The sequence below is a fragment of the Streptomyces sp. NPDC050147 genome, assembly GCF_040660195.1.
Lineage (GTDB): Bacteria > Actinomycetota > Actinomycetes > Streptomycetales > Streptomycetaceae > Streptomyces.
In genome coordinates this window covers 187,547-199,663 of the sequence record NZ_JBFALJ010000004.1, presented here as the reverse complement: position 1 = coordinate 199,663, position 12,117 = coordinate 187,547, and the positions used below count along the sequence as shown (strand labels likewise).

Below are 12,117 nucleotides of genomic sequence, written 5' to 3'. Positions count from 1 at the left end.
TCCTCACAGGGCCAGACTGAGCAGGTACTTGCCGTAGGCGGAGCCGGACCGCGCGGCGCCGAGGCGATGGCACTGTTCGATGTCGATGAACCCCATCCGCAGCGCCACCTCCTCCAGGCACGCGATGCGCACGCCCTGTCGGTCCTCCAGCGCCCGGATGTACAGGTCTGCCTGGAGGAAGCTCTCCGGGGTGCCGGTGTCCATCCACGCGAAGCCCCGCCCGAGGTCGATCAGGCGGGCCCGGCCCCGGTCCGCGTAGTGGCGGTTGACGTCGGTGATCTCCAGCTCGTCGCGGGCGGAGGGCCGCAGGTTCTTCGCGATGTCCACGGCTTCGTGGTCGTAGACGTACAGGCCCGTCACCGCCCGGTTGGAGCGTGGGTGCCGGGGCTTCTCCTCCAGGGAGACGACGCGTCCGTCGGCGTCCGTCTCGCAGACTCCGTAGCGCTCCGGGTCCGGCACGGGATAGCCGAAGAGGACGCAGCCGCGCGGATCGCGCGTCGCCTCCTGGAGGGTGCCGGAGAAGCGATGGCCGTGGAAGATGTTGTCGCCGAGAATGAGCGCCACCGGGTCGCCCGCCACATGGTCGGCGCCGATGAGCAGCGCGTCGGCGATGCCACGGGGCTCGGCCTGCTCGGCGTACGAGACACTGATTCCCAGCTGCGTCCCGTCGCCGAAAAGCTCCTGAAAGCGCGGGATTTCGGTGGGGCGGCCAATGACGAGGATGTCCCGTATTCCGGCGAGGAGCAGCACCGACATCGGGTAATAGATCATCGGTTTGTTGCCCACCGGCAGCAGCTGTTTCGATACGGCCACCGTCGTGGGATAAAGCCGACTGCCGGTTCCGCCGGCGAGGATGATTCCCTTCATTTCCGCGAATGCCTCCTGGACGTCAGGACCCGCGCCACGGAATCCGGGCCCGGACTCGTCAGCGCTGATCGGGAGAGACGGGCGGCCGCGGCCGGGACCGAGGGGTCCTCGAGCAGCCGGAGCAGTTCCCGGCGCAGCCGTTCGGGGGTGAGCCGGTCCGGTGTGACGAGCGCCCCGGCGCCAAGGTCGGCCAACCGCTCGCCGAGCAGCCGGGGGTCCCACACGGCGTCCGGCACGATCAGTTGCGGCACGCCGTGCGCCACGGCGCTGTGCAGCGTGCCCGCCCCGCCGTGGTGCACGATGGCGGCGCAGCTCGGCAGCAGCGCGGTGAGCGGCACGAAATCCACCGCGCGGACGTTGGACGGCAGTGCATGGCGCGCCTCGTCGTCGGGCGGCAGGGTGGTCACGACGTCCACGTCGAGGTCGGCCACCGCCGCCAGCAGGTCGCCGACGGAAAGCCCGGCGGCATCCCACATCTCCCGCAGCGACAGGCCGAGGGTCAGACAGATCCGGGGCCGCCCCGAGGGCGGCTCGCGCAGCCAGCGGGGCACCTGGGACGGGCCGTTGTACGGCGTCTGCCGCATGGCGATCCGGGGCAGGCCCGCGGGCAGGCCGGAGTCCAGGGCGAGCGGCGGCGGCATCGGGTCGACCGTCCAGTCGCCCGTCGCGTCGGCCTCCGTGAACGCGCTGCCGTGCCGCCGCAGATGCACGTCGAGCCACTCCGCGAGCACGTCGTCCCGCGCCTCGGGCGGCAGGCCCCGGCGCTGCTCCTGGAAGCGGTGGCGCATCCGGGCCAGCAGATCGAGGCCGAACAACAGCCGGGCGTGGTCGGCACCGCAGGCGCGGGCCGCGACCGGGCCCGCGTAGCTGAGCGCGTCCCACACCACGAGCCCCGGCCGCCAGGCGCGGGCCGCGTCGACGAGGTCGTCCACGAACGTCTCGTCGTTCACGTTCTGCAGGAACACGGTGGTGTACCAGGTGAGGATCCCGAGGGTGCGCTCGGCGTCCAGCGTCGCCGGATCCTCGGAGATGTCGAACCCGAGCCCGGCGATCACCGACTCGCGCTCCATGAACGCCCCCATGTCCAGGGGGCGGCCCACCGCCAGGGGCTGGAGGCCGGTGCCGGCCACGGTGGCCGTCGCCTCGGGGCGCACGGCGAATCGCACGTCGTGTCCGGCCGACTGCATCGCCCAGGCCAGCGGCACCATATTCAGAATGTGCGAGGTAACGGGTATGGAGGTGAAGAGGACACGCACGTCGTTCCGCCGCTCTGTCGCTCTGCCGTTCATGGATTTCCGGATCGCCCGAGCGACGCTATCAACGCCTTCCTTGGGTGGCCGTCGAGGCTTCTTGAGGGGATCTTGAGCAGTCCTTGAGAAGGGAATTCGAAGGCTCTAAGGAGAATGTGGTCGCGGCTGCTGAAATTAACCTTTCCCGCACTCATTTCGAGCGCTGCCGAAAGGAAATGCCATGGCCCCGACCGCACTGTCCGCGAGCCCCGCCCTCGACCCCCGGCGGTACGGGGACGCCGAACTCGCCCGGCATCTGCTCACCCTGCGCGGCGAGCAGTGGATCGGCGGGGAGGCGACCGGTGACCCCTACGCCCTGCTGCTGCGCGGCCGTGAACCCGCCTCGGTGTTCCCACGGTTGTGGGAACTGCCCGACGTGCACCGCAGCACCACGGGCGCGTGGGTGACGGCCCGGCACGCGACCGCGTCGGCCGCGCTCGCGGACCCCCGCCTTGCTCCGGGGCCGGCCGGGCAGGCCCTCGTGGTCGTACCCGGCCTGCTCGACCAGGACGCGCCACCGCCCGTGCCCGAGCCTGATGCGGCGTGGGTCGGCCGCCGCTGCCAGGACCTGGTGGAGGCCGTGGGCGACGGCGAGACCGACGTGGTCTCCGAGCTGGCGCGCCCCCTGGCACGGGACTGCGTACGCGAACTGCTCGGCCTCACACCGCGGGAGGCGGAGTCCGCCCCCGAGGGTCTTGTCGACGCACAGCTCTGCCCGCCCCCGCTGCGTACGGCCCGCGCACTGGTGCACGCGGCCGACGCGCTGCGCCACCGGCTGACCGGCCCCGGAGAACTGGCGCTGTGGGCGCTCGGCACCGACACGGCGGTACGGGTGATGGCGCACGCCGTGGCGCTCCGACTGGAGGCGGGCGGGACCCGGTCCGGCTCCGCCACCGCGAGTGAGCTGCCGTCGGCCCACGCCGCCGCCGTCGACGAGGCCCTGCGTCTCGAACCCCCCGTCCGCTTCGAGCCCCGCGTCGCCCGGGCGTCGCTGACCCTGGGCGGCGTCGGCATCGAGTCGGGCGAACAGGTCGTGATCGCCGTGCAGGCGGCGGGGCGTGATCCCCGCGTACACGTCGAGGCCGACGCCTTCCGGCCCGGGCGGCAGACACGGGGAAACGCGCCGCGGCCGCCCTGGGGGCCGGCCGTCGACGCGTATGTCCCGATGGCCCGGCTGCTCGCCGCCACGTTGCTCGCCGAGCTGGACCACCGCTTCCCGCGGGCCCGCCTCGTGGAGCCGCTCGTGCGCCGCTGCCGGGCCCCGGTGACCGGCGGACCGGTCAGGCTGCGCGCGGTGCTGTCCCGATGAACAGACCGCGCGGCGCGTGCTCGTCACCGCGTACGTACTCGACGGCACAGCCCGCCCGCCGGATGGCGTTCTCGTAGTCCTCGCGGCCGAACAGCCGCGCGCGGTGCACGTCGGAGAAGTGCGTGATGCCCTCCCCGGCGGAGGCCACCAGGTAGTGCACTTCCATGTGGCTGCTGTCGCCGTCGCGCACGGTGTGCGACATCCGCGCGTAGCTGCGGCCCTTCCACTGGAAGGAGTCGGTGGCCACATAGCCGTCCAGGAAGTCCTCGGGCAGCCACCACGGCTCGATCACGATGACGCCGCCGGGAGTCAGATGGCGGGCGAAAGAGGCCAGCGTGGCGTCGAGTTCGTCGGTCGAGGCGGAGTAGGCGACGACGTTGAACATGCTCACCACCGCGTCGAAGCTCCGGCCGAGCGCGAAGTCCCGCATGTCCCCCTGGGTGACCCGGACGCCGGTGCCGCGCTCCTCGTTCTTGCGGACCATGTCCGCGCTGAGGTCGAGGCCCTCGGCGTGCCCGAAGTGCTCGGCGAAGCACTGGAGGTGGCTGCCGGCGCCGCAGCCGACGTCCAGCAGCGAGTCGGCCTTCGGCAGCCGCTCGCGCACCAGGGACGTCACGAGCGCCGACTCGGCGGCATAGTCCTTGCCGCGGCTCATGTAGATGGCCTCGTAGATGTCGCCGTGGTCGTAGATGCTGGTGCCGCTGTCCGTCGTCGTCATGCGTGGGGGCTCCTCAGTTCGGCCGTCAGTCGTTCCAGGACCGGCACCGCCTCGCTGGGTGCCGGGTGCGCGAGGGTCGCGCGGCGCATCGCCGCAGCGCCGCTCGCCCAGGCGGGCTCGGTCAGCAGCCTGGTCAGCGCCGCCCGCAGCGCGTCCGGTGTCAGGCCGGCGCGCGGTCCGGGACCGCCCCGCGCGCCGGGCTCGGCCGCGCCCACGGTCAGCCCGGCACCGAACCCCTCGACGGCCGCGGCGAGTTCACGTTCGTCCCAGGTCTCCGAGGGCACGATGAGCTGTGGCACCCGCGCCCACACCGCGGCCATCAGCGTGCTCGCGCCGCCGTGGTGAAGGACCGCGGCGCAGGTGGGCAGCAGCGCGTTCATCGGTACGAAGTCGACCAGGCGGACGTTGTCCGGGACGGGCGTGCCCGGCGGGAGCTGCTCCTGAGTGAGCGTCGCGATCACCTCGGCGTCCAGGCCGTCGACGGCGGTGAGCAGGTCAAGGACGCTGAGCCCGTAGTTGTCGTTGCCCCGCACGTCCCGGACCGACCGGCCCAGGGTGAGGCACACACGGGGCGGGTCGGTAGCCGCCCGCTTGCCGGTCAGCCAGTCGGGCAGCGCCTCCAGGTGCGTGAAGGGCAATTGGCGTACGGACAGGCAGGCGAGGCCCGACGGAGCGGGGACGGCCTCGGGCAGCGGGTTGACGGTCCAGTCGCCGACCAGGACCGCCTCGTCGAACGTGGCGCCGTAGCGGTCGAGCCGGTCGGCGAGCAGCCCGGCGACCGCGTCCTCCTCGGCCGCCGCGCCCTCCCGGGAGAGGAACACCCGGCGCATCCGGGTCACATGGTCGACGCCGACGAGGGAGCGGGCGCTCGCGGCCCCGGCGGCGCGGGCCGCGACGGAGCCGTGGAAGGCGACGTTGTCCCACACCACCAGGTCCGGCTCCCACGCCCTGGCCAGCGCGACCAGCTCGTCCATCGTGGGCTCAAGGAGGTCCACCGCGCAGTACGCGGCGATCGCGCCGAGCACCTGGTCGCGGATCTGCCCGTCGCGGTACGAGCCGTCGGTGTCGAGCCCCGCGAGCCGTTCCCACTCCGGGGCCTCGTCCTCGGGCATCGCCTCCTCCGAGTCGCCCAGGTCGACGTCCACACCGAAGGGCACCGCCATCAGTCCCGTACGCAGCACGGTGTCCACATGGTTGGGCGGCACCGCGAACCGCACCTCGTGCCCGGCGGTCTGGAGCGCCCACGCCAGCGGCACCATCAGGGTGATGTGCGAGGGGGCGGCGAGCGGGACGAACAGGACGCGCATCGTCATCGGGGGCTCCCGGGCGTCTCGGTGGGCCGTGCGGCATGGGCGCGGGCGGTGGCGTCGGGCGCCGGGTGGCGGATGTAGCCCGAGGCGAAGAAGTACGCCAAGTACCGGTCGAGGAGCGCGTCGTCCACCGGCGGGCAGTCCAGGCCGCTGCCCGCGAGGGCGCGCTCCACATTGGTCCGCGCGAGCCGGGGGAAGGTGCCGTCGAAGTACATCTCCTTCACGGACATGTCCGCGCCCCGGCTGCGGTCCACGCACAGGGCGACGAACGGCGCCGTGGCGCTCGCCGGGTGCTCCGCGACGTACCGCACCAGTTCCCGCACCCACTGCCGGTACGGCAGGGTCCGTATCTCGCAGCCCGCCGCCCGCATCCGGCGCAGCACGTCGTCGAAGGCCGCGGGGCGGGGGTTGGTGAGGTGGTAGACCCGCCGCCCCGGCTCGTCCGTGGTGGCGATGTGGGCGATGGCGGCGGCCGCGTGGTCGACGGGCACGAAGTCCAGCGGCAGCGGGATGTCCGGCGCGACGCCCGTCTCCGCGACGGTCTTGAACAGCGAACAGATCGCCGTCTCGACGTTGCAGACGCCCCCGGCCCGCTCGCCGGTGATCTCGTACGGCCGGAACACGGAGACCGGCAGGCCGCGCGCGCCTGCGTCGAGCACCAGCTTCTCGGCCGCCCACTTGCTCTCCGCGTAGCCGAGGGTGAGGTGGTCGCCGTGGTCGAGCGGTGTGTCCTCGCTGACGTGGCGCACGCCCGCGGTGCCGAACCCGGCGAGGGTCGCGACGGTGGAGATGAAGTGCACGGGCACTCGGCGGGGCGCCGCGAGCCGCAGCACCTCCCGGGTGCCGCTCACGTTCACGGCCCGCAACTCGGAGTACGGATAGAGGAAGTTGACCTGCGCCCCGGAGTGCAACACCAGGTCGAGGCAGCCGCTCAGCTCCGCGGCCGCACGGTCGGTCAGGCCGAGGCGGGGCCGCGCGAGGTCGGCGGGCAGGGACACCACGCGCCCCGGATCCACGATCTGGTCGAGCGGCGGAAGGCCGTACTTGGCGCGGGCCGCCGCAACCCTGCGCCCGGCGTGCTCCGCGTCCCGCGCGCGCACCGGGAGATGGACGCGGGCCCGTGTCGTACGCAGCAGCCGGTCGAGCAGGAAGGTGCCGAGGAAGCCGGTCGCACCGGTCAGCAGCACATGCTCCGGGTCCTGCCAGCGCGGCTCCGGCCCGCGGCGCGGGGGGAGCGTGAAGCCCAGCCGGGCGTCCTTGAGCAGCGTGGCCATGGAGGGCGACCGGTGACCGCCGTCCCCGTCGCGGGCCACGGCGACGGTGCGCGTCCAGCCCTCCAGCGTCGGGTCCCGCAGCAGCCCTGCGACCAGCGCGCTGCCGAGGGACGCGTCCAGGCCGAGCACGGTGAGCGTGCGGCTGACCGTCTCCGAGGCGAGCAGCGAGTCGCCGCCCAGGGCGAAGAAGTCGTCGCGGGGGCCCGGGTCGACGGCGAGCGTGGTGTGCCACACCTCGGCCAGCGTGTCCCGCAGCCCGGCCACCTCGGGCGCCTGCCCGGCGGGCGCGGCACCGTCGCCGTGCCGGTCGGCGAGCGCGGCGAGCCGCCGCTGGTCGACCTTGCCGTTGAGCTGCACCGGGAGCTGGTCGAGGCGCAGCAGCCGGGCCGGGACCGCCTGGTCGGGCAGCCACTGGCGCAGGGCGGCCAGGATGTCGCCCGCGTCGCGCTCGGCGCCGGGCGCGGGCGTGTAGAAGCCGGTGAGGAACGCCTCGCCCGAGTCCCGTTCCGCGACGAGCACGGCGGCCTCCGCCACGCCGTCCTGCGCGCGCAGCCGCGCCTCCACCTCGTCGATCTCGATGCGGTGGCCGCGCAGCTTGATCTGCCGGTCCTGGCGGCCCACGAACTCCAGCTCCCCGTCCGGCCGCAGCCGTACCCGGTCACCGGTGCGGTACAGCGGCCGCTCCGGCTCCGACGGGTCGGGCACGAAACGCTCCGCGGTGAGACCGGGGTCGCCCAGGTAGCCGAGCGCGAGACCGTCCCCGCCGACCAGCAGCTCACCCTCGTCGCCGGGCGCGGCAGCGCCCCCGTCCGGACGGCGCACCAGGCAGGTGGAGTTGGCGATCGGGCGGCCTATCGGGACCCGGTCTGTGTCTTCGAGGGCCTCGGGGACCTCACTCACCACGTACGCGGTGGAGACGACCGAGTTCTCCGTGGGGCCGTAGAAGTTGACGAGCGTGGTGGCCGGGCAGGCGGCGAGCACCGCGCGGGCCAGGGCCGGGGACATCGCCTCGCCCCCGGCCGAGACGTGCCGGAGACCGGACAGGGCCTCGGGGCGGCTGCGCGCGATGAGGTGGAGGACGCTGGTGGTCAGATAGGCCACGGTCACCGACTCCGCGCGCAGCAGCTTCTCGAGGGCGGGCGGCGAGAGCAGGTCCGGCTGGTCGACGAGGACCAGGCAGGCGCCATTGACCAGCGCCGCCCAGATCTCGATGGTCGAGGCGTCGGACGAGAGGCCGCAGGAGTGCAGAACGCGGTCCCGCGGCCCGGGGTCCGACAGCGCGGGCTCGGACGTCACGAGCCGGACCACCCCCCGGTGCGGTATGACCACGGGTTTGGGCCGCCCGGTCGAGCCGGAGGTGAACATGACGTAGGCGGGTCCGGCGGCGGCGTCCGGCTGCGCCGGTTCAGCGCCCGCGAGCATGAACTTCGCGCCCGCGAGTGCGGGCTCCGTTCCCGGGAGCGTCGGCTCCGCGTCCGGCAGCGCCGGACCGTCACCGTCCCGCGCCGCCGACACCCCGAGCAGCGTCCAGCTTCCGCGCGGCAGCCTTCGTACGGTGTCGAGTGCCACGATCACGCGCAGTCCCGTGTCCTCGGCCATCGCGCGCAGCCGCTCGGGCGGCAGCCCGTCGTCCAACGGGACGTACGCGGCGCCGGACTTGAGCACGCCGAGCAGCGCCACGAGGGCGTCCAGCGAGCGGCTGCCGCACACGCCCACGAAGTGGCCGGGTCCCGCCCCGGACTCCCGCAGCCGGGCGGCCAACAGGTCGGACCGGGAACGGAGTTCGCCGTAGGTGAGCAGCTCCTGGCCGTGCACGGCCGCGGGGGCGTCCGGACGTAAGGCGGCCTGTTCGTCGAAAAGCTGGTCCAGGGTGCTGCCGCTGGGATAGGGGCGCGCGGCGCCGGACCACAGCACGGGTCGGGTGGTGTTCATGGGCGGATCACCTTCCGGAAGGGACGCGGGCGTCGCCGGGACGGGGCACGCAGAAGGCGCGCGGAGCGCGGGGAGGGGCGACGGGTCAGGAGACCTTCACGTCGGGCACATAGGTGATCCACCGTCCGCCCGACGCGCGGAACCCGGTCTCCTTGGCCATGATTTCCTCGGCGTGGTTCCAGGCGAACAGCAGCGCGTAATCGGGGTACGCGGGCGACGCGAACGCCTCGTGCGGACGCACCGGGATGTGCGAGCCGGGCGTCAGCCGGCCCTGTTTCTCCGGCGTGGTGTCGCAGACGAACTCCACGAGGTCAGGCCCGATCCCGCAGTAGTTGGCGACCGTCGCGCTCTTCGCCGTGGCGCCGTAGGCGACGATCCGCCTGCCCTCGTCGCGCAGCCGCGTCAGCAGTTCCCGCAGGTCGGTGCGGACCGCGCGGACCTGCTCGGCGAACGCGCGGAGCCGGTCGGGCTCACCGACCCGCTCCCGTTGCTCCTCGTCCAGGAGTTCGGCCACGGACGCGTCCGGCGCCCGCTCGCCGGCGCGGGCGAGGAAGTAGCGCACCTCGCCGCCGTGCACCGGCAGCCGCTCCACCCGCACCAGCTCGAAGCCGAACCGGCGGGCCATGGCCCGCACCGAGGTGGCCGTGAAGAAGTAGAAGTGCTCGTCGTAGATCTGGTCGAAGGAGACGCGGCGGAGGATGTCGCCGAGGTACGGGTCCTCGAAGACGAACACCCCGCCGGGCGCCAGCAGGGTGTCGACGCCCCGCAGCACGGAATCGATGTACGGAATGTGGCAGATGGTGTTCGCGGAGTACATGAGCTGGGCCGCGCCCTCCGCCTTCCGGATCCGTACGGCGCTCTCCTCCTCGAAGAACTCGCCCAGGATCCGGACGCCTTCGGCGCGTGCCTCCTCGGCGACCCCGAACGACGGGTCGACGCCCAGGCACCGCACGCCGGCCTCGTGCACGGTGCGCAGCAGCACCCCGTCGTTGCAGCCGATCTCCACGACGAAGGGGTCCTCGCCCCGGCACTCCTCGGCCATCAGGCGGCGCGCCGTCGCAGCGAAGTGCTCGCGCATGCCCCGGGAGCCGGAGGAACGGTAGGGGTAGTTCTCGTGGAACATCCGCTCACGCGGGACCTCTTCGACGAGCTGGGCCATGGAGCAGCCCTCGCACACGCCGACGGCGAGCCGGAAGAAGAACTCGGGCCGGCTCTCGCCGGGCGTGCGGAAGGCGTCGGAGAGGGGTTGCTGCCCGAAGTCCAGGAACTCGGTGACGTTGTCGCTGCAGATACGGCAAGTGACCATGCGGAGGAACGTAATAGCCGGGTTCACAGGATGGCTCGAAGGCTCATGAGGAACCCTTGAGTCCGCCTGGAGAGGGATGCGCGCACCTGCCGACCGTGCGCGGGGCCACCCCGGTTCAGCCCCGGATCAGTCCCCGCCCCGTCGCCACAGCCACCGCCGCCGTACGCGAGTCGACGCCCAACTTCGCGTAAATGTGCACCAGATGTGACTTCACGGTGGCCTGGCTCAAGAAGAGGCGCTTGCTGACCTCCTGGTTGGAGAGCCCGTCACGCACGAGCCGCAGCACCTCCAACTCCCGCCCGGTCAGGGCCTCTCCGGGTGCCCGCATCCGGTCCATCAGGCGATGGGCGATCGCGGGCGCGAGCGCGGACTGCCCCGCTGCCGCGGTCCGCACCGCCGCGGCGAGCTCCTCGGGTGGTGCGTCCTTCAGGAGGTATCCCGCCGCCCCGGCCTCGACCGCGGCGAGGATGTCGGCGTCCGTGTCGTACGTGGTCAGGATGAGCACCCGTGGCGCTCCCGGCTCGGCGGCGATCGCGGCCGTGGCCTGCGCCCCGTGCATCCCCGCCCCGAACTGCAGATCCATCAGGACGACGTCGAAGCCGCCGCTCGCGGCGAGCGACACCGCCGCCTCGGCCGTCGCCGCCTCCGCCACGACGGCGAAGTCCGGCTCGGTGTCGAGCACGGCACGCAGCCCGGCGCGTACGACGGGGTGATCGTCGGCGAGGAGCAGCCGGATGGGCTCCGGCACGGCGGCGCTCACAGCCCGGCCCCCGTTCGCGCCCCCGTCGGAAGCGGCAGCGTGACCGCGACGGCCGTCCCCTGCCCCGGCGCCGACTCGACGCTCAGCGTGCCGCCGAGCGACCGGGCCCGCGCGCGCATCGCGGGCAGTCCGAATCCCCCGTCTCCCCCGTCTCCCCCGTCGTCCCCGCGGGGCGTCGAGGCCGGGTCGAAGCCGCGCCCGTCGTCGACGACATCCAGGGACACGGACGTGTCCATGAAACTCAGGGTGATCTCGGCGCGCCCGGCACCGGCGTGCCGGACGGTGTTCGCGAGGGCGGACTGCGCGGTGCGGAGCAGCGCGACTTCGTACGGGGTGGGCAGCTCGGTGGGGGTACCGCTCACCGAGAACTTGACGTGGACCTCGGCCCCGGGGGACGCGGAGAGCCGCTCGAGCGCTCCGGCCAGCGAGCCGCGCTCCAGGTCGGGCGGGCTGAGGGCCCGCACGAAGCGCCGCGCCTCCGCGAGGTTGTCCTGGGCGGCGGCACGGGCCTGCTCGATGTGCGGCGCGGCAGGCGATCCCGCGGGCAGGGCGCGTTGCGCGGCGCGCAGCAGGAGCTGGATGGAGGAGAGGCCTTGCGCGAGTGTGTCGTGGATCTCGCGGGCGAGGCGTTCGCGTTCGGCGAGGGTGCCCGCTGTGCGCTCGGCGGCGGCGAGTTCGGCCCGGGTGGCCATGAGCTCGTCGATCAGCTGCCGGCGCCGCTCGCTCTCCCGGTACAGCGCCTCGTACCCGAGGACGGTGGCGACCGCCACGGCCGCGCCGAGCAGCGGCCCGATGAAGCTACCCGGTGACATCGGCGAACCGTGCAGCAGGAAACTGGCGATGGCGGCAGCGGCGGTCAGCGCGACGGCGGGCAGGGCCCAGCGCAACGGCAGCAGGTGCAGTTGCAGGAAGTACAGGGGGAAGGCCGTCCACAGCCCGTCCGGCGACAGAACGATCAGCGCCACCCAGCACACACCGAGCGCCGCGAGCCACGCGGCCGCCGCACGCTGCGACCGCGCCACGGCCGGGCTGAGCGTGCCCGTCGCGTAGACGCCGCCCATGGCGATCACGGCCGCCACGACGGCACCCGCACGCGGCCCGCCGTCGGCCAGGGCGCGCACAGCGGCGAGCGCGAGCAGCCCCGCGAGCAGCGCGTGCAGGCAGAGCCGCAGGACGAAGGCGACGGGGGTGGTCCGGGAGGGAGGCAGGGAGGGGGGCATCGAGTCGGCGCGGAGTATCGGGGCCTCGGTCGGGTACGGGAGCGGGTGCGGGGCAAGGTCGGGGCCAGGGTCCCGACGCGCCTTGCGGGGCGGGGTGAGGCAGGGGCCGCGGGGCCTCGTCATGCGGGGAGA

At 73.4% G+C, this 12,117-nt stretch carries 9 protein-coding genes; 1 reads left to right on the top strand and 8 read right to left on the bottom strand.

The window, feature by feature from the left end; translation table 11 throughout:
* Positions 1-3: 3 nt before the first annotated feature.
* Complete coding sequence (rfbA, locus tag AB0I94_RS09535) at positions 4-867, bottom strand: glucose-1-phosphate thymidylyltransferase RfbA (RefSeq protein WP_363308892.1); 864 nt, start codon at positions 865-867, stop codon at positions 4-6.
* Positions 864-2,156, bottom strand: a complete 1,293-nt coding sequence (locus tag AB0I94_RS09530) for an activator-dependent family glycosyltransferase (protein ID WP_363308891.1) — start codon at positions 2,154-2,156, stop codon at positions 864-866. Before AB0I94_RS09530 ends, rfbA begins: the two co-directional genes overlap by 4 nt.
* Before the next feature lie 181 nt (positions 2,157-2,337).
* Here AB0I94_RS09530 and AB0I94_RS09525 point away from each other — a divergent pair, with 181 nt between their 5' ends.
* On the top strand, positions 2,338-3,465 hold the full coding sequence (locus AB0I94_RS09525) for a cytochrome P450 (RefSeq protein ID WP_363308890.1): 1,128 nt from the start codon (positions 2,338-2,340) through the stop codon (positions 3,463-3,465).
* Here the strand turns inward: AB0I94_RS09525 and AB0I94_RS09520 are convergent.
* From AB0I94_RS09520 to AB0I94_RS09495, 6 genes are all read right to left on the bottom strand, one after another.
* Positions 3,437-4,183 carry a class I SAM-dependent methyltransferase gene (locus AB0I94_RS09520; protein WP_363308889.1) on the bottom strand — a complete coding sequence of 249 codons (747 nt, stop codon included), beginning with the start codon at positions 4,181-4,183 and terminating at the stop codon, positions 3,437-3,439. The genes AB0I94_RS09525 and AB0I94_RS09520 overlap by 29 nt on opposite strands.
* Complete coding sequence (locus AB0I94_RS09515; RefSeq protein WP_363308888.1) at positions 4,180-5,496, bottom strand: nucleotide disphospho-sugar-binding domain-containing protein; 1,317 nt, start codon at positions 5,494-5,496, stop codon at positions 4,180-4,182. The genes AB0I94_RS09520 and AB0I94_RS09515 overlap by 4 nt, the downstream gene beginning before the upstream one ends.
* Positions 5,493-8,699, bottom strand: a complete 3,207-nt coding sequence (locus tag AB0I94_RS09510) for an amino acid adenylation domain-containing protein (protein WP_363308887.1) — start codon at positions 8,697-8,699, stop codon at positions 5,493-5,495. The genes AB0I94_RS09515 and AB0I94_RS09510 overlap by 4 nt, the downstream gene beginning before the upstream one ends.
* Before the next feature lie 85 nt (positions 8,700-8,784).
* Positions 8,785-10,005 carry a class I SAM-dependent methyltransferase gene (locus AB0I94_RS09505; RefSeq protein WP_363308886.1) on the bottom strand — a complete coding sequence of 407 codons (1,221 nt, stop codon included), beginning with the start codon at positions 10,003-10,005 and terminating at the stop codon, positions 8,785-8,787.
* Between the two features lie 115 nt (positions 10,006-10,120).
* Entirely contained in the window at positions 10,121-10,753 is a 633-nt protein-coding gene (locus AB0I94_RS09500) for a response regulator transcription factor (RefSeq protein ID WP_363308885.1), read from the bottom strand.
* Between the two features lie 8 nt (positions 10,754-10,761).
* On the bottom strand, positions 10,762-11,985 hold the full coding sequence (locus AB0I94_RS09495; protein WP_363308884.1) for a sensor histidine kinase: 1,224 nt from the start codon (positions 11,983-11,985) through the stop codon (positions 10,762-10,764).
* Between the last annotated feature and the right edge of the window lie 132 nt (positions 11,986-12,117).